This is a genomic window from Dermacoccus abyssi (genome assembly GCF_003515945.1).
GTDB classification, from domain to species: domain Bacteria; phylum Actinomycetota; class Actinomycetes; order Actinomycetales; family Dermatophilaceae; genus Dermacoccus; species Dermacoccus abyssi.
Window position 1 is genome coordinate 145117 of the sequence record NZ_QWLM01000004.1, and the last position, 26950, is coordinate 172066.

At 68.2% G+C, this 26950-nt stretch carries 26 protein-coding genes, 1 tRNA gene and 1 pseudogene; 10 read left to right on the forward strand and 18 right to left on the reverse strand.

Going from position 1 to position 26950, the window contains the following annotated elements:
• Positions 1-49: 49 nt before the first annotated feature.
• Together epsC and cysK are read right to left on the reverse strand one after the other, a co-directional pair.
• A complete protein-coding gene (gene epsC, locus D1832_RS05180; protein WP_047311146.1) occupies positions 50-601 on the reverse strand; it encodes a serine O-acetyltransferase EpsC in 552 nt (183 codons plus the stop codon).
• A 135-nt stretch (positions 602-736) separates the two neighbouring features.
• Positions 737-1666 (reverse strand): cysteine synthase A, encoded by a 930-nt coding sequence (gene cysK, locus D1832_RS05185; protein WP_118912908.1) that lies wholly within the window; start codon positions 1664-1666, stop codon positions 737-739.
• Positions 1667-1863: 197 nt separating this feature from the next.
• Between cysK and D1832_RS05190 the strand changes: the two genes are divergently transcribed.
• The 4 genes from D1832_RS05190 (at position 1864) to D1832_RS05205 (ending at position 6576) form a co-directional block, all read left to right on the forward strand.
• Positions 1864-4188: a (Fe-S)-binding protein gene (locus D1832_RS05190; RefSeq protein WP_118912909.1), complete on the forward strand. Its 2325-nt coding sequence runs from the start codon at positions 1864-1866 to the stop codon at positions 4186-4188.
• Between the two features lie 188 nt (positions 4189-4376).
• Complete coding sequence (locus tag D1832_RS05195; RefSeq protein ID WP_047310610.1) at positions 4377-4739, forward strand: hypothetical protein; 363 nt, start codon at positions 4377-4379, stop codon at positions 4737-4739.
• A complete protein-coding gene (locus D1832_RS05200; protein ID WP_118912910.1) occupies positions 4736-5122 on the forward strand; it encodes a hypothetical protein in 387 nt (128 codons plus the stop codon). The genes D1832_RS05195 and D1832_RS05200 overlap by 4 nt, the downstream gene beginning before the upstream one ends.
• Positions 5119-6576, forward strand: a complete 1458-nt coding sequence (locus D1832_RS05205; RefSeq protein WP_118912911.1) for an alpha/beta fold hydrolase — start codon at positions 5119-5121, stop codon at positions 6574-6576. Before D1832_RS05200 ends, D1832_RS05205 begins: the two co-directional genes overlap by 4 nt.
• On the opposite strand, the gene D1832_RS05210 is transcribed toward D1832_RS05205, so the two are convergent.
• Positions 6534-7445, reverse strand: a complete 912-nt coding sequence (locus D1832_RS05210; protein WP_118912912.1) for a dienelactone hydrolase family protein — start codon at positions 7443-7445, stop codon at positions 6534-6536. The two genes, D1832_RS05205 and D1832_RS05210, sit on opposite strands and share 43 nt — an antisense overlap.
• A 3-nt stretch (positions 7446-7448) precedes the next feature.
• On the reverse strand, positions 7449-8024 hold the full coding sequence (gene dcd, locus D1832_RS05215) for a dCTP deaminase (RefSeq protein WP_047310613.1): 576 nt from the start codon (positions 8022-8024) through the stop codon (positions 7449-7451).
• 150 nt (positions 8025-8174) lie between these two features.
• Here dcd and D1832_RS05220 point away from each other — a divergent pair.
• A tRNA-Gly gene (locus tag D1832_RS05220) sits at positions 8175-8248 on the forward strand.
• On the opposite strand, the gene D1832_RS05225 is transcribed toward D1832_RS05220, so the two are convergent.
• Positions 8249-8767: a Fur family transcriptional regulator gene (locus D1832_RS05225; protein ID WP_047310614.1), complete on the reverse strand. Its 519-nt coding sequence runs from the start codon at positions 8765-8767 to the stop codon at positions 8249-8251.
• A gap of 111 nt (positions 8768-8878) precedes the next feature.
• Between D1832_RS05225 and D1832_RS05230 the strand changes: the two genes are divergently transcribed.
• Entirely contained in the window at positions 8879-10726 is a 1848-nt protein-coding gene (locus D1832_RS05230; protein ID WP_182434663.1) for an acyl-CoA dehydrogenase, read from the forward strand.
• A gap of 68 nt (positions 10727-10794) precedes the next feature.
• Here the strand turns inward: D1832_RS05230 and D1832_RS05235 are convergent, their stop codons facing one another.
• From D1832_RS05235 to D1832_RS05265, 7 genes and pseudogenes are all read right to left on the reverse strand, one after another.
• Positions 10795-11340, reverse strand: coding sequence for a GNAT family N-acetyltransferase (locus tag D1832_RS05235; protein WP_118912914.1), 546 nt, complete (start codon positions 11338-11340; stop codon positions 10795-10797).
• Between the two features lie 28 nt (positions 11341-11368).
• On the reverse strand, positions 11369-11944 hold the full coding sequence (locus D1832_RS05240; RefSeq protein ID WP_118912915.1) for a M15 family metallopeptidase: 576 nt from the start codon (positions 11942-11944) through the stop codon (positions 11369-11371).
• Entirely contained in the window at positions 11941-12393 is a 453-nt protein-coding gene (locus D1832_RS05245; protein ID WP_118912916.1) for a hypothetical protein, read from the reverse strand. Before D1832_RS05245 ends, D1832_RS05240 begins: the two co-directional genes overlap by 4 nt.
• 178 nt (positions 12394-12571) lie before the next feature.
• A complete protein-coding gene (locus tag D1832_RS15730) occupies positions 12572-12940 on the reverse strand; it encodes an SH3 domain-containing protein (RefSeq protein WP_241510871.1) in 369 nt (122 codons plus the stop codon).
• A 20-nt stretch (positions 12941-12960) separates the two neighbouring features.
• Positions 12961-13395 (reverse strand): annotated as a pseudogene (locus D1832_RS16195) (NlpC/P60 family protein); the annotation flags it as partial.
• A 192-nt stretch (positions 13396-13587) separates the two neighbouring features.
• A complete protein-coding gene (locus D1832_RS05260; protein ID WP_147362618.1) occupies positions 13588-14193 on the reverse strand; it encodes a hypothetical protein in 606 nt (201 codons plus the stop codon).
• A gap of 5 nt (positions 14194-14198) precedes the next feature.
• Positions 14199-15671, reverse strand: a complete 1473-nt coding sequence (locus D1832_RS05265; RefSeq protein ID WP_118912920.1) for a C40 family peptidase — start codon at positions 15669-15671, stop codon at positions 14199-14201.
• 25 nt (positions 15672-15696) lie between these two features.
• On the opposite strand from D1832_RS05265, the gene D1832_RS05270 reads away from it, so the two are divergent.
• Positions 15697-16164 carry a hypothetical protein gene (locus D1832_RS05270; RefSeq protein WP_147362619.1) on the forward strand — a complete coding sequence of 156 codons (468 nt, stop codon included), beginning with the start codon at positions 15697-15699 and terminating at the stop codon, positions 16162-16164.
• Here the strand turns inward: D1832_RS05270 and D1832_RS05275 are convergent.
• Genes D1832_RS05275 through aroQ form a run of 3 tightly spaced genes read right to left on the reverse strand, consistent with a single transcriptional unit; the run spans position 16137 to position 19900 of the window.
• Positions 16137-17336 carry an acetate/propionate family kinase gene (locus D1832_RS05275; protein ID WP_118912922.1) on the reverse strand — a complete coding sequence of 400 codons (1200 nt, stop codon included), beginning with the start codon at positions 17334-17336 and terminating at the stop codon, positions 16137-16139. The genes D1832_RS05270 and D1832_RS05275 overlap by 28 nt on opposite strands.
• Positions 17333-19408, reverse strand: a complete 2076-nt coding sequence (pta, locus tag D1832_RS05280) for a phosphate acetyltransferase (protein ID WP_047310620.1) — start codon at positions 19406-19408, stop codon at positions 17333-17335. Before pta ends, D1832_RS05275 begins: the two co-directional genes overlap by 4 nt.
• Positions 19409-19435: 27 nt before the next feature.
• A complete protein-coding gene (aroQ, locus tag D1832_RS05285; RefSeq protein ID WP_118912923.1) occupies positions 19436-19900 on the reverse strand; it encodes a type II 3-dehydroquinate dehydratase in 465 nt (154 codons plus the stop codon).
• Positions 19901-20005: 105 nt separating this feature from the next.
• Here aroQ and D1832_RS05290 point away from each other — a divergent pair, with 105 nt between their 5' ends.
• Complete coding sequence (locus D1832_RS05290) at positions 20006-20482, forward strand: nuclear transport factor 2 family protein (RefSeq protein WP_118912924.1); 477 nt, start codon at positions 20006-20008, stop codon at positions 20480-20482.
• Here D1832_RS05290 and D1832_RS05295 read toward each other — a convergent pair.
• Positions 20401-22227, reverse strand: coding sequence for an NHL domain-containing thioredoxin family protein (locus D1832_RS05295; protein ID WP_118912925.1), 1827 nt, complete (start codon positions 22225-22227; stop codon positions 20401-20403). The two genes, D1832_RS05290 and D1832_RS05295, sit on opposite strands and share 82 nt — an antisense overlap.
• Before the next feature lie 125 nt (positions 22228-22352).
• On the opposite strand from D1832_RS05295, the gene D1832_RS05300 reads away from it, so the two are divergent.
• On the forward strand, positions 22353-23276 hold the full coding sequence (locus D1832_RS05300) for a DUF559 domain-containing protein (RefSeq protein ID WP_182434665.1): 924 nt from the start codon (positions 22353-22355) through the stop codon (positions 23274-23276).
• A gap of 28 nt (positions 23277-23304) precedes the next feature.
• On the opposite strand, the gene D1832_RS05305 is transcribed toward D1832_RS05300, so the two are convergent.
• Positions 23305-24126: a carbon-nitrogen family hydrolase gene (locus D1832_RS05305; RefSeq protein ID WP_118912927.1), complete on the reverse strand. Its 822-nt coding sequence runs from the start codon at positions 24124-24126 to the stop codon at positions 23305-23307.
• A 4-nt stretch (positions 24127-24130) separates the two neighbouring features.
• Positions 24131-26242 carry a bifunctional copper resistance protein CopD/cytochrome c oxidase assembly protein gene (locus D1832_RS05310; protein ID WP_118912928.1) on the reverse strand — a complete coding sequence of 704 codons (2112 nt, stop codon included), beginning with the start codon at positions 26240-26242 and terminating at the stop codon, positions 24131-24133.
• Between the two features lie 149 nt (positions 26243-26391).
• Between D1832_RS05310 and D1832_RS05315 the strand changes: the two genes are divergently transcribed.
• Complete coding sequence (locus D1832_RS05315; RefSeq protein WP_047310625.1) at positions 26392-26889, forward strand: MarR family winged helix-turn-helix transcriptional regulator; 498 nt, start codon at positions 26392-26394, stop codon at positions 26887-26889.
• The last annotated feature ends 61 nt before the right edge of the window (positions 26890-26950 follow it).

Sequence of the window (26950 nt, forward strand, 5' to 3'; positions counted from 1 at the left end):
CGGGAGGTTCACCCCGAGGTGACGGGGTGAACCGTCGGATGGGGTGCGTTCAGATGTAGAGCGCGGGGTCCGTGAACGGGTCGACGGCAGGTGCCTGGGGCACCCGAACCTTCGCCGGAACACCCACCGCGACGCCCGTGGCCGGGACGTCCTTGACGACGACGGCGTTGGCGCCCACCTGAGCGCCGTTGCCGACGACGACGGGCCCGAGGATGCGGGCACCCGCGCCGACCGTGACGCCGTCACCGAGCGTGGGATGACGCTTGACCTTGGCCAGCGTGCGCCCACCGAGGTTGACCCCGTTGTAGAGCATGCAGTCGTCGCCGACCTCGCTCGTCTCACCGATGACAACGCCCATGCCGTGATCGATGAAGAAGCGTCGACCGATCGTCGCGCCCGGGTGGATCTCGACGCCGGTGACGGCGCGCGTCACCTGCGAGCCGAGGCGCGCGGGCAGCTTCCAGCGCCCGCCGCGCCGCCACATGGCGTGTGTGACGCGGTGGCTCCACACGGCGTGCAGACCGGGCGACGCGAGCGCCATCTCGAGGCGCGAGCCGCCCGCGGGGTCGCGTGCCAGCGCAGCGTCGACGTCCTCGGCCATGGTTTGGGCCACGGCCTTGCCTGCGTCACGCACGCGCGTGAGTGGGTTCTTCGCCACCGTTCCTCCTCGTCAGGTCACCAGTGAAGCGACCGGCCTTGAGGGTCAACCCCTCGAAGGCCGGTCGTCTTCCCGACATCAGTCGTCGAGGACGCCCTCGAACAGGATGGTCGACAGGTAGCGCTCACCGAAGCTCGGGATGATGACGACGATCGTCTTGCCCTCGTTCTCGGGACGAGCGGCGACCTGCGAGGCGGCGTAGAGCGCGGCGCCCGAGGAGATACCCGTGAGGAGGCCTTCCTCGGTGGCGGCCTTGCGCGCCCATTCGACGGAGGTGGCGGCGTCGACGTCGATGACCTCGTCGTAGATCTCACGGTTGAGGATCTCGGGCACGAAGTTGGCGCCGAGGCCCTGGATCTTGTGCGGGCCGGCCTGACCACCGTTGAGGATGGCCGACTCGGCCGGCTCGACGGCGATCATCTGCACCTCGGGCTTGCGCTCCTTGAGCACCTCACCGACGCCCGTGATCGTGCCGCCCGTGCCGATGCCCGCGACGACGATGTCGACGGCGCCGTCGGTGTCGCGCCAGATCTCCTCGGCCGTCGTGCGGCGGTGCACCTCGGGGTTGGCCGTGTTGGCGAACTGACGGGCGAGGACGGCGCCACGCTCCTCGGCGATGGCCTCGGCCTTCGCGACGGCGCCCTTCATGCCCTCCGAGCCCGGGGTGAGCACGAGCTCGGCGCCGAAGCCCTTGAGCAGCGCGCGGCGCTCCTTCGACATCGTCTCCGGCATCGTGAGGACGACGTCGTAGCCCTTCGCAGCGCCGACCATCGCGAGCGCGATACCCGTGTTGCCCGAGGTGGCCTCGACGATCGTGCCGCCCGGCTTCAGCTCACCGGAGGCCTCCGCGGCCTCGATGATCGCCTTGCCGATGCGGTCCTTGACGGACGCGCCGGGGTTGTTGAACTCGAGCTTCGCGGCCACCGTGGCGCCCGAGTCGATGATGCGGTTGATCCGCACGAGCGGCGTGTTGCCGATGGCCTGGGTGACGTCGTCGAGGATGGGCATGCGGGCTGACCTCCGTGTGATCCGAGTGAGCGGGATGATTAGAACTGCTTATGAGCATACCAACGTGTGGTTATCGCGAAACCTTCCCCCGAGGGCTTCACTTCCTTTAGCACACGGGGGCGTGACTAATTCCCGGGTGACATGTGATGGTGCATCCCAGCAGTTACGCGCCGGTAACGCCGTTTAGACTGAGGCGCATGTCAGCCCTTCAGATCGTCGCCGCAGTGATCTGCGTCGTCATCACCGTCGTGGGCGTCGCGCTGCTGGTGCGAGCGGTCATGCGGATGACGTCGCTGTTCCGACTCGGCGCCCCCGAAAAGCGCACCGATTCACCGGGTGCCCGCACCGCCACGCTCCTTCGCGAATTCCTCGGCCACACGCGCATGGCGCGCCTGCCGATCGTCGCGATCGCCCACTGGTTCACGATGATCAGCTTCGGCGTGCTGTTCTTCACGCTGGTCAACGCCTACGGCCAGATCTTCGACCCGGCCTACGCCCTGCCGCTCATCGGCCACTTCCCGCCGTACGAGTGGCTCACCGAGTTCATGGCGTGGACGGGCTTCGCCGGCATCCTGTGGCTCATCTGGAACCGCCGCAAGCACCACCCGGCGCGTTCGGCGGGTAAGGACGGACGCAAGTCGCGCTTCTTCGGTTCGACGTTCTGGCAGGCCTACTATGTCGAGTTCACGATCTTCGGCGTCGGCGCCTGCATCCTGACGCTGCGTGCCCTCGAGTACGCCCTCGCCGCAGTCACGGACAACGACCACGCGAGCGCCCTGCACTTCCCGCTCACCTTCTTCCTCGGCATGCCGCTGGAGTCGATGGGCCGTGAGGGCATCGAGCAGTTCATCGTTGCCGTCGCCGCCATCAAGATCCTCATCTCGATGGCCTGGATGATCACGATCTCCCTCAACACGACGATGGGTGTCGCCTGGCACCGCTTCCTCGCCTTCTTCAACATCTGGTTCAAGCGCAACGCCGACGGCCGCACGTCGCTCGGCGCGCTGCAGCCGATGAAGGTCGACGGCGAGCCGGTGACGAACGTCGAGGAGCTCGACTTCGACGAGGACACGAGCTTCGGCGTCGGCAAGGTCGAGGACTTCACCTGGAAGGGCCTGCTCGACTTCTCCACCTGCACCGAGTGCGGCCGATGCCAGAGCCAGTGCCCCGCCTGGAACACCGAGAAGCCGCTGTCGCCCAAGCTGCTCATGATGACGCTGCGCGACCACTCGTCGGCCAAGGCGCCGTTCCTGCAGGCCGCTGCGGCCGGCAAGAGCGCCCCCGCGACGACGGACGGCGAGGCACCCAAGGGTGACTACAGCAACGTCAACCTCCTCGAGACGGCCCTCATCGGCGACACGGGTTACGACATCGAGAACCCGCTGACGGCGTACAACCCGCACGGTCCCGACGCCGTCATCGATCAGGACGTCCTGTGGTCGTGCACCACCTGTGGCGCCTGCGTCGAGCAGTGCCCCGTCGACATCGAGCACGTCGACCACATCGTCGACATGCGTCGCTACCAGACCCTCATCGAGTCCGCCTTCCCGCAGGAGCTCGCCGGCCTGTTCAAGAACCTCGAGAACAAGCAGAACCCCTGGGGCATGTCGGCGCGTGCGCGCCTCGACTGGGCCAAGGGTCTGCCGTTCGACGTCAAGGTCATCGGCTCCGACGTCGAGTCGGCCGACGACGTCGAGTGGCTGTTCTGGGTCGGCTGCGCCGGCGCCTACGAGGACCGCGCGAAGAAGACGACGCGTGCCGTCGCCGAGTTGCTGCACACCGCGGGCGTTGACTTCGCCGTCCTCGGTGACGGCGAGAGCTGCACCGGTGACCCGGCTCGTCGCGCCGGTAACGAGATCCTGTTCCAGATGCTCGCGGGCCAGAACGTCGAGACGCTCAACGACGCGAACGTCAAGAAGATCGTCGTCACCTGCGCACACTGCTTCAACACGATCAAGAACGAGTACCCGCAGATCGGCGGCGAGTTCGAGGTCGTCCACCACACGCAGCTGCTCAACCGCCTCGTGCGCGAGAAGAAGCTGACGCCGGTGGCTGCTCCGGAGGAGTTCGCGAAGCAGCCGAAGGACAAGTCGGGTGCTGCCTCCACGGGCAAGAGCGTCACGTACCACGACCCGTGCTACCTCGGCCGTCACAACAACGTGTACGCGCCGCCGCGTGAGCTCATCGGGGCTCTGCCGGGTGTGGAGTACAAGGAGATGGAACGTTCGGGCATGACCTCGTTCTGCTGCGGCGCCGGTGGCGCGCGCATGTGGATGGAGGAGAAGCTTGGCCAGCGCATCAACGTCAACCGCACGAAGGAAGCCGTCGCAACCGGCGCCGACCGCATCGCCATCGGCTGCCCGTTCTGCCGCGTCATGATGACGGACGGTCTCACCGCCGAGCAGAGCAACGGCGACGCCCGCGAAGAGGTCGAGGTCGTCGACGTCGCCAACATGCTCCTTGCGGCTGTGCGCCGCGGCGAGGAGCAGAAGGAGAACGACGAGGCGGAGCAGACCGTCTGATCGCTCCAGCACGGCTGACATGAGGCGTGGCACCCACCGATTCGGTGGGTGCCACGCCTCGTTGTTGCCGGTTTTCGTTCACAGGAGGTGACGGCTGTGGGCTCCTTCACTCGGGCCGGGCGGGCCCTTCCACAGGCCGCTCGAGGCGGCACATGACGAGGCGGTGAGCGCTTCGTAACGTCGCGGGCATGAGCAGCCTCGCAGACGACATCAGGGCCCAGGCGCGGGTGGCCCGTACGGTCGGCACCTCTTTGTCGACGACCGCATCGAACACCCGCACGAAGATCACGACGATGCACTGGAAGTCGACGTCGGCCGACTTCTGCCGTCAGAAGCTGACGGAGTTCACGCGGATCATGGATCAGCGCAGCGCTGACGCACATGCCCTCGCCATCACGATCGATAAGCACGCCGCGAGCGTCGAATCCCGCGTCGACACGCTCGAGACGATCGTCGGGTTGCCCGGCCGTGCGGTGGACGCCGTCACTGGCCCGCCCACGCATTCGCGCCCCATCCCCACCGAGGCCATCCGGGGTGGTGCGGCCCGATGAACGTCGAGACGAGCACCCGCCCGCAGTTGTCGGTGAGGGTGGATGTCGGTGACGAGTCGACGACGCGCACGTGTCACGTCGCAGAGGGAACGTTTGACGTCGGCACGGCGCGCGGAACCTACGAGAGCGTCGCGGTCGAGGAGATCATCGCGCACCTGACGTGCGACATCACGGCGGCTGGGCCGGACGCGACGTGCGCCGTGGCGGCCGTCGTCACCGCCGACGAGGGCATCCACGTCTACGCACTCGCCGAACGACGCGATGGCGTCTGGACCGACCGTCGTCAGCCACTCAAGCCGGTCGAAACGACGTGGGAGGACGTTCGTAGCGGCATCGTCCTGGCCGCGCTCGATCTGCTCGCGGCGCAAGGGGTGACGTCGTGAGGGCGCCGGACGGCCCGTCGTCCGTCGCTTTCACGGTCCACGGCCCGAGCGCCTCGCACGTCGACGCGAAGCTGTCCGACCTGCGGCTCACCGCCGCAACCTTCCGCACGGTCGCCGACGAGTGTGACGGTCATTTCTCCACCGTCTTCACCATCGAGTGGAACCTGCCCTTCCGCGGCGATGTCCTGTCGCCGGGCACGAGCGCGGCGTGTGCGAAGGCCATCCTCGGCCTGACCATCGGCAAGCAGGGCCTGATGGCCGCGCAGGTGCGCGCCAGCATCATGGCGGCGTTCCTCGACTACTCGGTCAAGACCTACGAGGACGCAGAGCTGATCGCGGGTCAGTTCGTCGACCGGCTAGCCCTCCCCGCCGACCTCGTCATGACCGGCCTGAAGCTCAACCACGTCATCGCGGATGCCATCTCGGGCAAGGACGTCGATCTGGCCACGATCCAACGCGAGGCACCCGATGCCATCGACATGGTCGTCCAGGTCGTCTCCGATGTGCTGCCCGGCCCCTACGCCCAGGACATCACGGCCCTGCACGCCGCCACGATCGTTCTCACAGGCGTCCCGAAACGCGTGGGCACCCGACTGACGTCCGACCCGAACTCGGCGACCAAGGCACCGGAGGTGCGGAGCGTGAGCGAGGCGGCCGGGCGTATCCCGGAGCTCTACAAGAACCCCGAGAACGCCGGGCACATCCAGGTGCAACGCGTCGTCGATCCGACAACGGGTCAGGGGGCGTGGACGCTCATCCTGCCGGGCACCTCGACGTTCGCGCCGAACGGCAAGAACGGTTTCAACGGCAACGGCAACCTCTACGCCGCAGCCGGCCGCCAGAGTCCGGTCGAAGCTGCGGCGCTGACGGCCCTGCGTCAGGCCATGGCGAAGGAAGGCGTGGCAGGCAAGGGCGAACCGGTCATCGTCCTCGGCCACTCGCAGGGTGGCATGGTGGCCACGAACATGGCGCGCCACCAGCAGAAGGGTGACATCAACATCACGCACGTCGTCACGTACGGCTCGCCGGTGGGACACCTCAAGGTGCCGCACAAGACCTCCGTGCTCAACGTCGAGAACTCGGCCGATCCCGTGCACCGGATCGACGGGCGCGCCAACGGAACCGGTGAACCGAACCGCACCCGGGTCGTGTTCACGGATCCAGGCTCGCTCACCGCGCCGGACGGCTCGACGGACAACCTCGAGGCGCACAGCATGGCGCGCTACAAGGACAACTACCAGGCCATCGTGGAACAGGTCAGGAGCCATCCCGAATCGCAGGTGGCGCAGTACGAGCACTCCACCGAGAAGTTCTTCACCGGCAACGCCCGCACCTACACATTCGATCTCGCAACGGTGGATCCGTCCTCCGAGGCGAAGCCCTCACAACCGCCCCAGGGAAAGCCGGAGCCCTACCGTCCGTCGGGCGCGCTGCTCCCCTTGCGCAGCAGGTGATCGATGAGGAACTGCGACGACTCCTTGTGCCAACGCATCGGCCGCCACAGCATGGCGTGCCAGCCCGGCAGATCGACGAACCGTGCGTCGCCACCGGCGGCGGTGATGCGCTCGACGAGATCGGCGGTCGCCGCCGGATCGGTGACGGTGTCCTGGCGTCCGTGGATACCGAGGAACGGCGTCGTGCCGAACGGCTCGGCCTCGTATTCGTCACTCGCCCAGGGCGCGAGCCCGACGACGGCCGCGAGGTCGTCGCCCTCGTCGCTCGTGGCGAGGTCGAGGGCCACGCGTCCGCCCATCGAGTGGCCGACGACGGCGAGGGGCAGCCCCGGGTACTGGCGGCGCAGCTCACGCAGCGCCCACCGGGCGTCCTGAACGGCCGGCTTCTCGGGCTCGTTCCAACCGCGCACCGCGAGGCGCAGCACGGCTCCCCCGATCCGTCCGTGACTGCGACGCTCCACGTCGCGGGCGAAGGGGATGACGCGTAGGTAGGCCGGGTCGCCGCGGTACATGGCGATGCTGGCGTTGACCTCCCCGCCGTGGATGAACAGGGCGACGGCCTCGGGATGCTTGGCTCGCGGCAACGACAGCACCGGACTCGCGGTGACCGGCTTGCCGGAGCGCTTCGTCGTCGCGGGCCGACTGGGCGCCTCGACGGTGACGGCTTCGTCGTCGAGGGAGGCAACGTCGTCGTCCACGACCGAGCCGTCGGTGAGCAGGGAATCGGCCACGTCGTCGAGGGTGTCGGCCACGCGGTCGCCGAACTCGCTCTCGTCGACCGTTCGGGCCGGCGCGTCGGGCACCGGTTCGGAGCGCGGCGCTTCCGCAGCGCCCGACGACTTCGCGCTACTCGCCTCGGCGCCCGTCACGGCTCAGACCGTGGTGTGGTGGAAGTTGGCGAAGCTGCGGCTGGCGGTGGGGCCACGCTGGCCCTGATAGTGCGAGCCGTACTGCGCGCTGCCGTAGGGGTGCTCGGCGGGCGAGGTGAGCTGGAAGAAGCACAGCTGGCCGATCTTCATGCCCGGCCACAGCTTGATCGGCAAGGTGGCGACGTTGCTCAACTCGAGGGTCACGTGCCCCGAGAAGCCCGGGTCGACGAAGCCGGCGGTCGCGTGCGTGAGCAGACCGAGGCGGCCCAGCGACGACTTTCCTTCGACGCGCGCCGCGACGTCGTCCGGCAGCGTGATCGTCTCGTACGTGGAGCCGAGCACGAACTCGCCGGGGTGAAGGATGAACGGCTCGTCGGGCTCGACCTCGACGAGGCGCGTGAGCTCGGGCTGCTCCTCGGCCGGGTCGATGAAGGGGTACTTGTGGTTGTCGAACAGGCGGAACAACCGGTCGAGACGAACGTCGATGCTCGACGGCTGGATCATCGACGGGTCGAAGGGGTCGAGCACGACCCGCTCGTCGTCGATCTGTCGCTTGATGTCCCGGTCAGAAAGCAGCACGTCTCACACCGTAGTCGACCGGCGTTCCGGGAGCAGGCGCCCGAGGCAGTCTGCTCGAAGAACGGCAACGGATCACTGCGCGGAGGGTCGGCGTGCACGCGTCCCCGCGACCCGCTAAAGTAGCGAAACGCCCCGGAAGTCCGGGGCCGTGCGGGCGTAGCTCAATGGTAGAGCGCCAGCTTCCCAAGCTGGACACGCGGGTTCGATTCCCGTCGCCCGCTCCATCACACGTCGTCCTCGTCCGCCTTTCGAGCGGCACATTCGGCGCACACCCCGAGCAATGCCGCGTGTTGCGCGTCCACCGAGAAGCCGGTGAGCTCCCGAATCCGCGCCACGAGTGGCGTGAACTCCTCCACGTCAACATCCGTGAAGCGCTCGCAGCGCACACACTGCAGATGCGCGTGACCGTGCCCGGCGTGACCCGAATGGGCATCTTCAGCGGCATCATCGCCCGCCGCGGACAGCTGCTCGAGGCTCGCGAGGTGGTAGATCGTGGCTCCGCCGGGCACGTGCGTGTGCCGCACGATTCCTCCGTCGACGAGAGCCTGGAGCGAGCGGTAGATCGTCGCCCGGTGCACCCCCGGCTCGAGATCGGCCACCGCCGTCGCGATCGCCTCCGCGTCGAGGTGGCGCGAATCGGCGTCCAACACCTCGATGACGGCACGGCGCCCCGGCGTCAACCGCTCCCCCGCAGCGCGCAGACGCTCCACCGCAGCTTCGACCCGACTCTTCGCTTCGCCCACGCCTCCATCGTCACCCGAGGCCCCGGGACGGGCAAGCGCACCCCCGTGTTGCGAGCATTACTCGCGAGTAGCACAATGCAGGAGACCCATTTTTCACGCTGCGGAGGATCCGTGACTCACTACAAGAGCAACGTTCGCGACATCGAGTTCAACCTCTTCGAGGTGTTCAACCGCCAGGACGTCCTGGGCACCGGCATCTACGAAGACGTCGACGAGGACGTGGCCCGCGACATCGTCCACCAGGTGGCGAAGCTCGCCGAGGGCGATCTGAGCGCCAGCCTCGTCGACTCCGACCGCAACCCGCCGGTCTACGACCCGGCGACGAAGTCGGTCACGATGCCCGAGTCGTTCAAGAAGTCCTACTCCGCATACATCGACGCAGGCTGGGGCATGCTCGACGCCCCCGTCGAGCTCGAGGGCATGAAGGTTCCGCCGTCGGTGCGTTGGTCGCTCGCCGAGCTCGTCTGCGGCGCCAACCCGGCCGTCCACATGTTCTCCGCCAGCTACGCGTTCGCCTCCCTCCTGTACTACATGGGTAACGACGAGCAGAAGAAGCTCGCCAAGCACATCGTCGACGGCGCCTGGCACTGCACCATGGTGCTCACCGAGCCCGACGCCGGTTCGGACGTCGGCGCCGGCCGCACCAAGGCCACGCAGAACGACGACGGCACGTGGAACATCACGGGCGTCAAGCGCTTCATCACCTCGGCCGAGTCGGACATGGTCGACAACGTCGTCCACTTCGTCCTGGCCCGCCCCGAGGGCGCAGGCCCCGGCACGAAGGGCCTGTCGCTCTTCGTCGTCCCGAAGTACCACGTCGACCTCGAGACCGGTGAGCTCGGCGAGCGCAACGGCGCCTACGTGACGAACGTCGAGGACAAGATGGGCCTCAAGGTCTCCACGACCTGCGAGGTCACCTTCGGTGACGAGCACCCGGCCGTGGGCACGCTGCTCGGCGATGTCCACGACGGCATCGCGCAGATGTTCAAGGTCATCGAGAACGCCCGCATGTTCGTCGGCACGAAGGCCATCGCGACGCTCTCGACCGGTTACCTCAACGCGCTCGAGTACGCCAAGGAGCGCGTCCAGGGTGCCGACATGACGACGCCGGCCAAGGACGCCCCGCGCGTCACGATCACCCACCACCCGGACGTTCGCCGCAGCCTCATGCTGCAGAAGGCGTACGCGGAGGGCCTGCGCTCGCTCGTCGTCTACACGGCGTGCCAGCAGGACATCGTCGACCAGGCGCAGAAGGGCAACCCGGCCGTCGAGCTCGAAGATGGCACCGAGGCAGAGCTGGCCGCTCGCCTCAACGACCTGCTGCTGCCCATCGTCAAGGGCGTCGGCTCGGAGCGCGCCTGGGTCCTGCTCGGCACCGAGTCGCTGCAGACGTACGGCGGTTCGGGCTTCCTCAAGGAGTACCCCGTCGAGCAGTACGTGCGTGACGCGAAGATCGACACGCTGTACGAAGGCACAACCGCCATTCAGGGCCTCGACTTCTTCTTCCGCAAGATCGTCAAGGACCAGGGCGTCGCACTCGGTGAGCTGCAGAAGCAGATCATGGCCACGATCTCCGAGGCTCCGGCCTCGCTGCAGCGTGAGGCCGGCCTGCTCGGCCAGGCCGCGACCGACCTCAAGGACATGGGCGAGTTCATGTTCGGCGCTGCGATCAACTCGCTCGAGAAGCCGACGGACGCCTACAAGGTCGGCCTGACGTCGACGCGCCTGCTGCTGGCTGCGGGCGACGTCGTCATCGGCTGGCTGCTGCTCAAGGCCGCCGTCGTCGCGCAGGCCCGTCTCGACGCGGGTGACGCCGGCAAGGACGAGGACTTCTACACCGGCAAGGTGGCCGCCGCGCAGTTCTTCGCGCGCACGGTGCTGCCGCGCATGGCGTCGGAGAAGGCCATCACCCTCGCCGAGGACGGCGCCCTCATGGACGTCCCCGAAGCTGCGTTCTGATCCGAACGCTCCACGCGAGTGGCCCGGCACCCCCACCCCGGGTGCCGGGCCACTCGGCTTTTCTGCGGCTACTTCGTCCGGTCGGAGGCGAGCAATCCGTACTTGATCGTGTCGGTCCATTCGCCCTTCGACCACAAGTCCTCGCGCAGGTACGCCTCCCGCGTCATCCCGAGGCGCTCACACAGGCGCGCGGAGGCATCGTTGCGACCGTCCATCTGCGCTTCGAGGCGGTGCAGCGGGAAGTGTGCGAAGACGGCGTCGATGAAGGCCGCCACAGCCTCGGTCGCCAACCCCTTCCCTGCCACCTCCGGGGAGAACACCCACCCGATCTCGGCGCGTTCGTTCGTCTCGTCGAGAAGCCAGATGCCGACGTCACCGACGACGGAGCCTTCGTACTCGACGGCGACGGCCACCGCTCGGGCGTCCGTGTCGAGCCCGATCTGAGTCTTGTGCCGCTCGATCTTCGCGATCACGCCGGCGCGATCGAGCGGCCCCGCGAGCAGATAGCGGGCCACGCCTGGGCGCGCGTGATAGTCGAGCAGGTCGTCGACGTCGTTGTCGGTGAACGGACGAAGGGTCGTGCGCGCGGTAGCGATCGGCAGGAGAAGCGGCATGGCGCCCAGGCTAACGAGCGTTTCGAACTCAGCCGATCCAGTTGTCGTGCCAGTACTCGGGGTTCGTTCCGTTCTTGTCCAGGTGCTCGGGGCGGTCCCACCCGTAGGCCTTGCCGTTGTTGCTCAGCCACCTATCAGCCGCGGTACCGAACTTGAACGGAGAAGCACCGCGCCCTTCAGCCAGCGCACTCGTGTTACCGAGGAGATCCATCGCTCGCCCGTAGCCGTGGTTGGAGGTTCCCGGCTTGGCCGCGCGTGGGAAACCGCAGACCTTCGCGTACATGTTCTGCGTCTGCAGGTCGCGATACCCCTCGTCGAGCACGAGGGAGTACCCGAACTTCGCCTTGAAGGCCTTGTTCATCTCGAGCAGACCCGCGAGGGCGTTGCACTGCAGGGTTCGAGGCGTCTTGGGAGCCCACGCGGTGTTCATCCAGGACGGCACCTCGCACAGGTCGGCCGACGGGATCTGCCCGTTGGCGTCCGCCATCACGCTCGTCGGGTGCAACAGGTCGGCACTGACGTACCGGCCCGCGTAGGCACCGGAGGTCACCTTGAACCAGGCACCGTTGACGTACTGACCTTCGAGGGCAGTTCCCGGCGTCATGCGAGCGTCGAGTGCGTCGTGGCGGCGGCACGGACGGCAGGCTTGTAGTCGAGGTCCTTGACCGTGTAGCGGGTGACCGTCTCACCGACCGGCGCCTTGGAGGTCGGTTTGGCGACGTTTCCGCGCAATGCCTTGGTCATGTCGGTCCACATGACGTCGTACATCGACACCCGCTTGCCCGCGTAGGGGTCCGAGCCGACGACGAAGTGGGTGCCCTTGAGTCCGCCCGACACCGTGGTTCCGGCAGGCAACGATCCGACCTTGCGACCCGAGGAGTTGAGGAGCGACGTCTTCGTATATCCAGCCCACCCCGTCAAGGGCGTCGTGTTCACCGGGGCGCTCGTGCCGAGCACCGACGCGCTGACGTAGCGGCCGGTGTACGCCGTCGGAGACGAGATCCTGATCCAGCCGTTCGACAGGGTGCCGACGATCTTGGTGCCCGTGGGCACACTGGCGACCTTCGTTGCCCCGGTCGAGGGCGCAGATCGGATGTTCGTGGTGGCCGTGGCGTGTAGCGCGTGACGTTCGTCGCCGCGTGCGCTGTGGCCGGTACGACGGCGCCGGCCACAGCCGTGGTCGACAAGACTAGGACGAGAGCGCGTGTGAGGTTCTTCATCGTTGCTCCCCTCACACCAGATACGTCGCACTGACGAAGCGACCGACGTAGGTGCCGGTCGTGATCTTCATCCATCCGCCGGACAAGGTTCCGGTGACGGCGGTTCCGGCTGCCAGCTTGCCGACGAGGCTCGCCGTGGTCGAGGGCGCGGTCCGCACGTTGAGCTTCACGCCTGCCTTGACACGCTTGGTCACCGTGCCCTTCGGTGCGGGCGTCGCAGGGGTGGGAGCCGTCGTCGTGGCGGAGACGCCCGGTCCGACGAACGAGCAGATCGAGACGTGGGTGTAGCGGCCGGACGCCTGGGCTTCGGCGCTCGAGTCGATGGAGTACTTGGCGTAGAAGTCGAAGGTCGTGGAGCAGACCCACGCCGGCGGGTCCATCCTGCGGCCGAGTGGAAGCGGTTGCCGCCCTCGGCGATGCCGCAGTGGTGAACGCCGTGCCGGTTGTGGAAGAACACGGCATCGCCGGGCTGAGCGTATTTCGCTGCCTCGAGGAGCGGCACCTTCACGCGCAGCTTCAGATGCGCGGCGGAGTAGCGGATGGCGGAGGCGTTGTGCAGGAGGTAGTAGCCCGCGTGCTTGCCCAGCGGATCGGCCGTTGTCTCGTGCGCCCACCGGAAGAACCCCGAGCAATCCCAGCGCGTCGGGCCCGTTGCGCCCCAGACGAACCGATCCCCCTCGTGCTGACGCATGGTGGCAAGCATCCGCAGACCGAAAGCTCGGTTCTGCGCCAGCGTGGGTGCGGTCGCTGCCATGGCTGCGGGAGCCGGAGCGAGTGCGACGGTGCCGGCGAGCGCCGCTGATCCGCCGAGAAATTGGCGACGTGTGATGACCATGTGTCATTCGGTTCTGGCGGAGCGCAACGACGCTGCGCTCGACGATGAGCGCTGGCGCTCCCCCCACCATGCGCGTCGCGTGTGAACATCAGAACGATCTGCCATGGCTCGACGCCGCACGACGCGACGACGATGGCTCAGAGTACTCCCTCGGCCGTGGTTTACGTCACCCCTTCTCAGGCAGGGCTGTCGTCACGGTGCCGCGGTCGATGTCGCCCGGTCCGGGGCGCTGTTCGCGGGGACGTTCGCCTTCGTCATCTGGACGGTGATTCCTGTTCCTTCGGCGATCTCGACGAGGCCGGCATCCGAGCTCTGCACGAGGACGTACTGGGCGCCGGCGGGCACCTTCACCGGCTTGCACGACGACGCGCACGGTCCCCAGGACTCGACCTTCGTCGCGGTATCGGCCGACATCCACACGACGTTCACCTTCTCCGACAACGAGGGCGCCCGCAGTTCCCCGCCGGCCCGCACCCCGGAAAAGACTCCCTGCGCATCCACCTTCCCGTCGAGCAGGAGCACGTCGCCCTCTGTCTTCATCCGCCGCGGAATGACCTGGAAGCGCTGGTCGATGACGATGCCGACATGCGCCGCTCCCGAACTCCTCGTCCCCGTGGCCGAAATCGGTGCACTCGGCGCCGTGGATCCGGGCGACGAGGTTCCCGCGTCCGATGTGCGGGTGGCGCTCGGCACCGGGGTTCCACTCGGAGCGTTCCTCTCGACGTTCCCCTCATCGCTGCAGCCGGTCAGCGCCGCGACGACGACAAGGCACGCGACGGCTGCGGGCACTCGACGCATCATGGTCATCCCTCGGCCACGGGGCGGACGGCGTACGGCATGATCGACATGCTCCCGGACCTCGTCAGCCAGTACATGTCACGGTTCGCCCCTTCGTAACCGTTGTTCGCCGTGTCGAACGTGCGGTCGCGGCCCACGTACATGCCGACGTGCCCGATCCCCGAAGCCGAGCCGTTCGAGGTGTAGAAGATGAGGTCGCCAGGCTGACGCTGAGTGACCGGCACCTTCTTGAGCGAGGTGTCGTTGTAGAGCGCCTGCGTGAGCTTCGTCGGGTGGATGATGTCGTCGAGAATGTTCGCGCTGCGCGGATACACACCGGCGTGGTACATCCCCGCGAGCATGAGCCCGGAGCAGTCGAACCCGACGCGCCCGGGGCCCGCCGCGCCGTACGTGTACTCGTAACCGTTCGCGTAGGTCTTGTTCCGGACGTAGCTCATCATCGTGTTGATCCGCTCCTGCCGCGTCGCCGCGAGTCCGAGCACAGGCTGATTCGCCTCCGTCGCCTCATCCCAGGGCGTCCCGATACCGAGCTTGTTCCACAGTCCCTTGTCGAGTCTGGGGGTGCGGGCCCAACCGATGGAAGCACGCTTGCGTGCGAGGGCGGAGGCCGTCGTGCCGGTGAGCCGCTCGAGTGGTCCGAAGCGGGTGTGGGCGGTTCCCTTACTGTCGCGCACCCCGAGGAAACGCTGCAGAATCTTGACATTCCAGCCTGCGTCCCCGCCGCCTGCGGACGTGAGGGCGTACGGCATCGGTTGCTTCGGGATGGCGGTCAGAGGCTGGGCGTATTTCGCACTCGGGCACCACCGGGTGTCGCCCATCGCGTATCCGGTGCCCTTCTCCGTCAGGATCGCCGCACCACCGCACCGCGTGGTCGGGAGCCCCTTGGGCCACCCGTGGGCATACATGCCGTCCCAGGCGAACTTCGTCGTGCCGGGCACCCGCGTGTTCGGCTTGAACGACGCCGGCACCACGGCCTTCGCACCTGAGTTGGCCACCGTCACCCAGCCGCCGGCGAAGGGATGAACGGTGCCTCCGCCGACTCGCGTCCAGGCCTTCACCGCGGACGACGACGCCGTCGCGCTCCCCACCATCTGTCGAACGGCGGGATTCGAGACGTAGTAGTCGTAGACCCGTGACTCGACCCCGTGGATCGGGGCGGAGGCCGAGGCGCGCATGAGCGCGCCCCGGTACGCGTGGCTCGGCGAGTCGAACCGCTGCCAGAGACCCTTCGCGTCCGACATCTGAGGGCTCACCGGCCAGCCGGTGTTCGGATGCGCCTTGTAGTACTCCGCAAAGCCGTCGAGCACCACACCACCCATCGTCGGAATCGGCCGTCCCGAAGCGTCCACGGCGATCAGGGCCAGGCCCCTCTCGAAGTGTTGCGCATAACCACCACCGGCTCGGTACCACCGTTGCTCGGTGCTCGTCGGCTTGCCGAGGGCTTCGATGCCGGTGACGGTGGCGACGTGCGGACCCACGGGGATCGGCGCCGGGGTGGGAGAGGTGCTCGTCGGCTCCGTAGGCGTCGACGTGGGCGGTGACGAAGTCGTGCTGCTGCTCGTCGCCGGGGAGGACGCCGAGGGTTCGGACGACGACGGTGTGGGCGTCGGCGGTGTGCTCGAAGCGTTACCGGGCACCGTCGTGGTGGGCTCGGCGCCGGGTACCACCTGCGGTGCCGAGGGCGACGTGGATGCGACGGTTCCGGCTCCCGGCGACGGATGGGGTTCCGCACCCGCCGCGCTGACTCCCCACGCGGCGAACGGCGCCGCGACCGTGACCGACAGAACGGTTGAGAAGATCGATCGAATTTTCATGTGTGTCCCCTGGTACTGCGTTCCCTTGTGCAAGGTCAAGGCTAGGAGAGGCGGGGTGACATCGGGGCGGAGGATAGGTGAAAATTCGCTGACATCGCTGTGCACGACTCCGGTCGGGCACTACGGTGCTCAGTCGATGACGGCCACGGTGTGCTGAGCGATGGCGAGTTCCTCGTTCGTCGGCACGACGCAGACGGCCACCTTCGAGGCGGGAGTCGAGACGACGCGCGGGTCGTCGCTGCGCACCTCGTTCGCGGCCTCGTCGAGCTCGACGCCGAGCCACGCGAGACGCTCGCAGACGGCGGCCCGGACCGCGGCGTTGTTCTCGCCGACGCCGGCGGTGAACGTCACAACGTCGACGCCACCGAGAACCGATGTGTAGGCGCCGATGTACTTGACGAGGCGGTGCACGTAGACGTCGAACGCGAGCGTCGCCGTCTCGTCACCCGCCTCGACGCGCTCCATGAGGTCGCGGAAGTCGGTCGCACCGGCCATGCCGAGGATGCCCGAGCCCTTGTTGAGGAGGGTGTCGATCTCGTCGACGCCGAGCCCCGCGACGCGGTTGAGGTGCAACACGGCACCGGGGTCGATGTCGCCGCCGCGCGTGCCCATGACGAGGCCCTCCAGCGGCGTCACACCCATCGATGTCTCCACGGCACGACCGCCGTCGATGGCCGACATCGAGGCACCGTTGCCGAGGTGGCAGACGATCTGCTTGAGGGAGGCCGGATCGGCGCCGAGCAGTTCCGGCACCCGCGCCGACACGTACTCGTGCGACGTGCCGTGGAAGCCGTACCGACGCAGGGCGTGCTCCTTGGCGAGCGCGGCGTCGATGGCGTAGGTGTACGCCGCGGGCGGTAGCGTCGCGAAGAAGCCGGTGTCGAACACGGCGACGTGGGCGTGGTCGGGAAGGATGCGCTGTGCCGCCTCGATTCCCGTCGCGTTCGCGGGGTTGTGCAGCGGCGCGAGGGTGCCGAGGCGCTTGATCTCGGCGAGCACCCGCTCGTCGACGAGCACGGGGTCGGAGAAGTTTCGCCCGCCGTGGACGACGCGGTGACCGACGGCGACGACGCCCGCGTCCGCCAGTGCGAGACCGGTCTCGCTCATGACGTGCGTCATCTGCTCGAGCGCGACGGCGTGGTCGGCGATCGCCACCTCGCGGTGGGTCTTCTCTCCGTCGTACTCGTGCGTGATCGTCGCGTTGTCGTGCCCGATCCGCTCGATCAGACCCTTGACGAGGTGCTCGCCGGTGGTGGGGTCGACGATCTGGTACTTGAGCGAGCTGGAGCCGGCGTTGAGAACGAGGACGTTGCCGGCGCGCTGGGTCATCGTGCTTCCTCCTGCGCCTGGACGGCAGTGATGGCGATCGTGTTGACGATGTCCTCGACGAGCGCACCACGCGACAGGTCGTTGACCGGCTTGTTGAGCCCCTGCAACACCGGTCCGATGGCGACGGCGCCCGCGGAGCGCTGCACGGCCTTGTACGTGTTGTTGCCCGTGTTGAGGTCGGGGAAGACGAGCACCGTCGCGCGTCCGGCCACCGGCGAGTCAGGCATCTTCGAGCGCGCGACGCTCGGTTCGACGGCCGCGTCGTACTGAATCGGCCCGTCGACGAGCAGCTTAGGCGCCCGCTCGCGCACGAGTTCTGTTGCGCTGCGTACCTTCTCGACGTCGGCACCGCTACCGGACGTGCCGGTGGAGTAGGACAGCATCGCAACGCGCGGATCGACGCCGAACGCCTCGGCGGTACGCGCCGAACTGATGGCGATGTCGGCGAGTTCCTCGGCGCTCGGGTCGGGGTTGACCGCGCAGTCGCCGTAGACGAGCACGCGATCGGCGAGCGCCATGAGGAAGACGCTCGAGACGATCTTCGCGTCCGGAGCCGTCTTGATGATCTCGAAGCTCGGCTTGATCGTGTGCGCCGTCGTGTGCGCGGCACCCGAGACCATGCCGTCGGCGAGCCCGAGGTGCACCATCATGGTGCCGAAGTACGACACGTCCTGAACGATCTCGCGGGCCTTCTCGAGCTCCAGCCCCTTGTGCTTGCGAAGCTCCGCGTACTCGGTGGCGAACTTCTCGACGAGTTCCTCGTCCTGCGGCGAAACGATGCGCGCCCCGCGGATGTCCAGGCCCTTGCTGCTCGCGAGGCCGCGCACCCGGTTCTCGTCGCCGAGGATCGTGAGGTCGGCGATGCCGGCGCGCAGCACCTCGTCGGCGGCCTGCAGGATGCGGATGTCGTCACCCTCGGGCAGCACGATGTGCTTGCGGTCGCCGCGCGCGCGGTCGAGCAGGCGGTGGCCGAACATGAGCGGCGTGACGACGGCCGCCTCGTCGACCTCGATCGCGGTGAGCAGTCGCTCGGCGTCGATCGACTCGCTGAACACGCGCAGCGCCGTCTGCTTCTTCGCGAGGCTCCCCGAGGACAGGGCACTGCGCGTGCCAGCGAGCGCCGCCGTCGTCTCGAAGGTGCCGTCGTTCGTCACGAGGATCGGCACGTCGAGCTCGGTGCCGTCGAGCAGTTGCTGGACGCTCTCGGGCGGGCGGTAGCCGCCGGTCAGGACGACCGAGGCGAGGCCCGGGAAGGTGCCCGACTGGTGGGCGAGCACGAGGCCGGGCAACACGTCGTAGCGGTCACCGGGAGCGATGACGGTGACGTCCTCGACGAGGCGCGTAAGCACGTTGGGCAGCGACATGGCGGCGACGACGAACCCACGCGACTCGCGCTGCAGCCACTCGGGGTTGCCGCGCCACAGCGTCGCGTTGCACGCGTCCGCGAGCGCCTGGATCGTCGGCGCGACGAGCAGGGGCACCTCGGGCACGACGCCGGCGACGGGCACGCTCTCGGTCTCGGGGTCCTGCGCCAGCGCGGCGCGGATGGCGTCGGTGTCACCGCTCGTGGCGCGGTTGACGACGAGCGCCACGGGCACCGCGTGCTGGGCGCGAAGCTGCGCGCAACCCATGACGGCGACCTGCTCGATCTCCTCGGGCGTGCGCTCGCGCCCGTGGACGACGAGAACGACCGGTGCACCGAGGTTCGCGGCGATCTTCGCGTTGAACTCGGCCTCCCGGCCGGTGGAGACGTCGGCGAAGTCGCTGCCGAGGGCGAGCACGACGTCGGCGTTCTGGGCCACGGCGTCCCGACGCTGCAGGATCGTGCCGAGTGCGGCCTGCTCGTCGTCGTGCAGGGCGTCGTACGTGACGCCGATGGCGTCCTCGTAGCTCTGGTCGACGGCCGGGTGCGACAGGAGGAGGTCGACGACCTTGTCCCTGCGCGCGGCCGTGACCGGCCGGAAGACGGCGATGCGGCCCGCTTGGCGGGAGAGGAGGTCGAGGAGGCCGTAGGCGACGGTCGACTTACCCGTCTCGCCTTCGGCCGAGGTCACAAAGACGGTGCGCGACATGCCTCCACCCTAGCGAGGGCATTCGTCTCAGACCGCGATCTCCCCACCCGGAACGAGGGCATCGAGGCGACGTACCGCGAACTCGTACCCCTGCACACCGCAACCGACGATGACGGCGGCGGCCTTGTCGCTCAGGTACGAGCGGTGGCGGAACGGCTCGCGCGCGTGGACGTTCGAGATGTGCACCTCGACGAACGGTGCCTCCAGGTTCGCGAGGGCGTCTCGGATGGCCACGCTCGTGTGCGTGTACGCGCCTGCGTTGATGACGACGCCGACGCTCGTGCGGCGGATGCGCTGGATCTCGTCGACGAGCGCGCCCTCGTGGTTGCTCTGGAAGCACTCGACGTCGAACCCGAGCTCGCTGCCCGTGCGGCGAGCCAGCTCCTCGACGTCACCGAGGGTGTCTGCCCCGTAGATGTGGGGCTCACGCTCGCCGAGCAGGTTGAGGTTCGGGCCGTTGAGGACGTGAAGGGTGCCGCGCGCCGAAGTCATGCGCCCATCTTGCCGTTCGCGCGGCGCGTGCGAAACCCACGGCTCACGGACTCGACCCCTATCGTGTGTCGCACCGAACCCGACAGCGCACAGGAGGCACCGGCCATGAGTGAAGCCAAGAAGGCCCACATCCACCGCTACTACGAGGTCGTCGACGCCGCCGACGTCGAGGGAGTGCTCGACATCTTCACGCCGGATGCCACCTACCGCCGCCCCAGCTACCCCGACATGGTGGGCGCGGACGCACTGCGGGCGTTCTACGAGGGTGAGCGCGTCATCGAGAGCGGACGCCACAGCGTCCACACGCTCGTGCTCGAGGGCGACGAGGGCTTCGTCGGCGGCTCGTTCGAGGGCGTGCTGAAGAACGGCGATCAGGCGTCGCTCGAGTTCGCCGACCTCTTCCGGTTCGCGCCCGACGGCAAGGTCTCCTTCCCCAGAGCTACTTCTACGCCCCTCTGGTCTGAGCCCGGCGCACGCCCGAGGGCGCTACGGGTCCGCGCTCAGACTCCGCGCAGGTCGAGCGTCAGCGTCGACGACGCTCCGTCGACGACGATGACGGGGATGCCCCAGTCCTGCTGGTAGAGGTGACACGCGGCGTGCTCGGGCACCTCACCGGTGACCGGATCGCCGTCACAGGCCGCCGCGCGCACGCTGACGTGAAGGATCGCCGAGCCGACGCTCTCGTCGATGACGAGCGATCGAGTGAGCCCTTGGCCCTTGCCGGCACCTTCGCGCAGGAACGCCTCGGGCGAACTGCTCACCTGCAGCATCGTCGGGTCACCCCAGCGCATGTCGAGCTTCTGCCCCGCAGGCGGTTCGAACGTGACGACGAGTTCCGCTGCGCCACTCGCGATCTCGGTGACGGGTCGTTGCGTCTGGTGCGCCTCGCCGCGCACGTGCTGTGCTTCCTGCGTCAGCGCGACGGGCGTCAGGCGGTGGGCGTTCGCCTCGACGACGAGCAGATGGGCGCGGTCGTCGCCTGTCGCCGGAACGACGATGACGTCGCTCGGCTCCGCGAGGCCGGTCGTGAGCGTTGAGACCTCGCCCTTCGCAGGGTCGAAGCGGCGTAGTGCGCCGTTGTAGGTGTCGGCGACGACGACGGAGCCGTCCGGCAGTTCCGCGACGCCGAGCGGGTGCTGGAGGAGCGCTTCGTCGGCCGGTCCGTCGACGTGCCCGAAGTCGAACAAGCCCTGCCCGACGTGGGTCGTCACCTCGAAACCGTCGTCGGTGACGGCAATGCTGCGCAGCGCGGATGTCTCCGAATCGGCGATCCACACGCGCGAACCGTCAGCCGAAGTGGCGAGGCCGCTCGGCTGGGCGAACCAGGCTTCGTGGGCAGCACCGTCGCGGATGCCCTCGTTCGACGTTCCGGCGAGGACGGCAACCGTGTTGTCCGCCGGGTCCTCGGCGAGGTGAAGCACCCACAGCTGATGTGTGCCCGCCATGGCGACGACGACACGGTCGTACCACCACGCGAGGTCCCACGGCGTCGACAACGCCTGCCTGAGCGCCGGCCCGGAGCCTTCGCGCTCGCGCAGCTGTTCCCCCGTTCCGGCGAGGGTGCGCACGCGCCCGTCGCTCAGGCGGATGCCCTTGATCTCGTGGTTGACGCTGTCGGCGACGAGCACGTCGTCACCGGTGCGCTCGGCCGCCTCCGGCGGGAGGACGAGCAGGCCCTGGGGTTCGTTGAAGACGCCCTCACCACCGAAGCGTGCAAGCTCGATCTCGTCGTCGGCCGCGAGGTGGACGACCTCGTGATGCGCGGTGTCGCTCACGACGACGGTGCCGTCGGCGAGGCGCGCCACCTTGCCGGGGAAACGCAGCGCCGTGCTCGGAGCGGGCGGCGGAACGTACGGGCCGCTGCCGGAGCGCAGGGTGCCCTTGGCCTCGTGCTCGACGAGCAGTTCCTCGACGAGCGTCGTGAGGCCGTGGCCGTGACCTTCGCCGGACATCGACGCGACGATGTAGCCCTCCGGGTCGATGACGACGAGCGTCGGCCACGCGCGGGCGGCGTACGCCTGCCACGTCACGAGGTCCGGGTCGTCGAGCACCGGGTGGTGCACGGCGTACCGCTCGACGGCGGCCGCGAGCGCCTCCGGGTCGGCCTCGTGTTCGAACTTCGGCGAGTGCACCCCGACGATGACGAGCTTGTCGCCGAACCTCTCCTCGAGGGGGCGCAGCTCGTCCAGGACGTGGAGGCAGTTGACGCAGCAAAAAGTCCAGAAGTCGAGAACGACGACCTTGCCGCGCAGGTCCGCCAGGCGCACGTCGTCGCCTCCGGTGTTGAGCCAGCCGCGTCCGGTCAGTTCGGGGGCGCGAAGTTTCATGCGAGACACCCTAACGGTCGATGTTTGGGTATCAGCGAGACTGCCCGGTCACGCTGATACTCGAACATTCGCGTTGTCCACAGGGCTCCTGCAGCACTCCACCGGTTTCTTCGACAGTGGGGCGTATGACTCACAGACATCGGGACGTCTCCGCCCTGGGCCGAGAGCTCGCTTCGTCCGCCTACGGCGTCCTGTCGAGGCGACGTCTCGCCCTCGTGGGTGTCGACCGCTTCGATGTGCGCACCCAGATCCGCCTCGGCCGGTGGGAACCCCTCGGGCACCACTCGCTGCGCGTCGTCGACGTGGCATGGAACGACGTCCGCTCGCCCATCGTCGCCGCAGCCTTCGACGCCGCTCCAACAGCCTGGGCAGACGGGGTGAGTGCACTTCTCCTCGCCGGCTTGAGCGGGTGGCGGTCGAACTGCATCGACCTGGCCATGCCCGCCACCGCCTCGGCTCGCTCCACCCCAGAGGTTCGACACCACCGCGTCACCGTCACGCCGTTGCGCTGGCCCCACCCCATACCGCGCGCCCACGAAGCCATCGCAGCCGTGCGCGCGGCGGCGTGGGCCGAGACAGACCGTCAGGCCGCGGCACTTCTGTCCATGAGCGTCCAGCAACGGCTGGTTCACGCACCCCGGATGACGCAGGCGCTGGACCTGCTTCCCAAACTTCGACGCCGCGCTTTCATCCGCGACGTGATTGCGGACATCAGCGGAGGTAGCGAATCGATGGGTGAACTGGACTTTGTCGCCGAATGTCGGCGCCGCGGCCTTCCGATACCTGATCGGCAAGTGCTCAAGCCCGGCCCCCGCGGGCGGATGTACCTCGATGTCGTGTGGGAAGCGGCACGTTTGTGTGTCGAGATCGACGGCGCGCACCACTACGTCGGCGACGTACCCATGGCCGACGCGCTGCGTCAGAACGAGATAGCGATGGGCGGACTCACCGTGATGCGTATCCCTCGGTTGGCCCTACGTGTCAGCCCGGAGCCCTTCTTCGCGCAGATCCAGCGCTATCTCTCCGCTCATGGTTGTGTACGAGCGTGACTCAGGCGTCCCGCTCGTACACAACCATTCACAGGCGTCGGTCGGACAGAACGGGGAAGCTCTCGCGGGCCGCGCGCACCTCGTCCACGTCGATGTCGAGCGTGAGCACGCGCTCACCGCGGCCCGCCTCGGCGAGCACCTCACCGCTCGGGGAGATGACGGCCGAGTTGCCGCCCATCTCCGTCTTTGCGTGCGTGCCCGCAGTGTTGCAGGCGATGACGAAGACCTGGTTCTCGATGGCCCGTGCCTGCAGGAGCGTGCGCCACGCTGCGATGCGTGCCGCCGGCCACGCGGCGGGGATGACGAAGATCTCGGCGCCCTCGTCGACCTGCTTGCGGAACAGCTCCGGGAAGCGCAGGTCGTAACAGGTGGCGAGGCCCACCTTGACGCTGTTGCTGCCGCTTTCGTCCCCCGACGACGGCTCGTCGAAGTCGAGCACGACGACATCCTCGCCCGCCTCGAGAAGCTTGGGCTCGCCGTTGCCGAACCCGAAGCGGTGGATCTTGCGGTAAGTGCCGACGAGTTCACCGTCGGGGTCGAACACCATCGACGTGTTCCACAGTCCACGCCCCTCGGCGCCGGGTTCGCCCGACTTCTCGATGATCGAACCGGCGTGCACGTACGCGCCGAGGTTCGCAGCGGCCTCGGAGAGCGCCTGCGCGACCGGACCCTCGACGTCCTGGGCCTTGTCCGGCCACGCCGGGTAGTCGAAACCTCCGGCGCTCCACAGCTCGGGCAGCACGACGAGGTCGGCGCCCTCCTGCGACTCGACGAGCGAGGCAACGCGGTGGATGCGCTCGGCCATCGGCTCCGAGTCGGTGTAGGCGAGCTGGATGACGGCGACGCGCATGTTCTCAGTCCTTCGTGGTCGACGAGTTCGAACGGGCCTCTTCGTTCTCGACGGTAGCCGACGAGGCGCCGTCACGCTCCACCCCCGAAGCGGGGCGTCCACCGCGCGCCGCGAGGTACTCGTTGTAGGCGCGAAGTTCGGCGTCGTCGTCCCTTTCGGCCTGACGCTCGGCACGCTCACCCTCGATGCGGTCGGAGCGGTACCACTGGGACGCCACGATCATGGCCAGCAGGAACGTCGGGCCCTCACCCGAACCCCACGTGATGGTTCCCGCGGCCTGCTGGTCGCGTAGCGGGTTGTCGACGAAGCCGAGCTGCTCGAAGAAACCCGGGGCGAGCAGCGTGTCGCCGGTCATCATCGCGACACCGAAGAACGCGTGGAACGTGATGGTGATGAGGAGCACGAGCAGGCGCAGCGGTGCGGGCCACTTCTTGGGGCCCGGGTCGATGCCGATGAGCGACCACGCGAAGAGGTAACCGCTCACGAGGAAGTGGACGTTCATGAGGATGTGGCCGGTGTGCGTCGTGAGCGCCAGTTCGAACAGCGGCGTGTAGTAGAACGCCAACAGGCTCACGAAGAACAGCGCCGCCGCGACGGCCGGGTTCGCCACCACGTTGAGGTAGCGGCTGTGGACGACCGAAAGCAGCACCTCACGCGGGCCACGCGTGCCGTCCTTGCGCTTCGCCCAGGCGCGCAGCATGAGCGTCACGGGAGCAGCCATGACGAGGAGGACGGGCACCGTCATCGAGATGACCATGTGGCCGGCCATGTGGACACTCATCATGACGCGCCCGTAGACGCCGGCTCCGCCGTTGACCGTGACGAGGAAGACGAGCCAGGCGACGACCCACAGGATGGTGCGGTGGATCGGCCAGTCGTCACCGCGGCGGCGCAGGCGCTCGGCCCACCGCACGTACTGGACGATGGCGACGACCGCGACGACCGTGAACAGCCACTCGATGCGCCACTGGCCGAAGAAGTTCTCGGCCGAGAGCGGCGGCGGTGCCGCGTAGCCCGTGAGGTTGACGATGCGGTTGGAGCTCTCCGTCACCTCACCGACCGGCGGGGCGGAGCGGGCCAGGGCGGCGGCGAGGCCCATCGCGCCACCCATGACGAGAGCCTCGACGAACGCGAGGCGTGCGAACAGGGCCTTGCTCGGCTTGTCCGAGGCGTCACGTTCGAGGACGGCGACGACGCGGCGGCGCTGCTGCCAACCGATGATGCCGAGCACGAGAAGACACACGGCCTTGGCCACGATGACGAGGCCGTAGCGCGTCGAGAAGTACTCGCCGATCTCGTGCACGCGCAGGGTCGAAGCGAGAACACCCGACAGACCGACGAGGCCGATGCACCACGTGGCGACGGCCGAGAAACGGCGCACCGACGCCGCGGCTCCCTTGCCGAGGCGCGGCCACATCACGCCGAGCGCGATGATGCCGCCGACCCACGCGGCGACCGGCGCGATGTGCAGGATGAGCGAGTCGACGGCCGTCTCGTGATCGGTCGATCCGGCCGCGTGCCCGCTGAGCGCAATGGGCCACAGTGCGAGGAAACCGAGCCCCGTCATCCAGGCGAGCGTGACGCGGGTGGCGCTCCACCAACACACGAGCGCGATGACGAGGGCCGCGAGCGATGTCAGGGCGGGGTTGCGCAGCAGCTCGATCTGCCAGGTGTTGCTCCACCACTGCCCCACGTACCCGGGGCTGCTCACGGGCAAACCGGCGAGGTCGCCGTAGGAGAGGAAGCTGACGACGACGAGCGACGCGAACCACAGCGTGGCGCTGATGGCGGCCCAGCGTCCGGCCCGAGCAACACGAGCGGTCTTGCTGCCCTCGGGCACGACGAAGGCACCGAGCGCGGCGAATCCGATCGTGGCCGCCATCGCGACGTCCGCGACCGGCTTGAACACGGCGATGCCCCAGCGCACGAGGGCACCCGAGTCGAGAAGCTGCTGGGCCTTGCTCGCGCCGGTGAAGACGATGGTGGCCGCAGCCACGACGACCGCGACGCAGAGGAGGACGAGGAGAACCTGAGGGCCGCTGACCCCCGAAGCCGAGCCCCGCGACGTGGACGCAGCAGAGCCGACACGGGGCGTTTCGGGGGCGTTCGTCGACATGGTTCCAAGCCTACGGTCCGGCCCCGACAAGCCGATCACGGCCTCGCGGGCGCCACGGTTTGCTTGTATGGCACAACCAAACATATAGTTGTTCGCGCCAAGGAACGCCCGTCGTCCGACGCGGCACCACCCACCCCGCGAAGGACACCATGACCGTCGACCGAGCCGTGGCGCGCGAAATCGCCACGTCGCTCGTGGGCACGTTCAAAGCGCTCAGCGCGCACAAGCGTCGCCTCCCACGCCCCCACCCCCACGCCGAACAAGGGTCGATCCCGCTGCTCTACGCCCTCGCGGCCGAGCCGCTGCGCGTCTCCGCACTCGCCGAGGTCATCCACTCGGATGTCTCGACCGTCAGCCGTCAGGTGAGCGCCCTCTCCGGAGGCGGCCTCGTGGCCAAGATCCAGGATCCCGAGGACGGGCGAGCCCAGCTCGTCAGCCTCACCGACGAAGGCACCGCCCTCATCGAGGACATGCGAGAGCGCCGCGCCCGCTGGGTGCAGTCGCTCCTGTCCGACTGGAGCAGCGACGAAGCGCTCGAGTTCGAACGGCTCCTCACCAAGTTCTCGGACTCGCTCGACGCCTACGTGGCGCCCGCGGCCGACACCGCCTCCCCCACCACCGACTCCTCACGAAGGAACGACACGTGACGTCACCCGCAGCGCCGCCGGCCCCCGCGCCCGCAGCCGGCGAATTCACCCACGCGCAGAT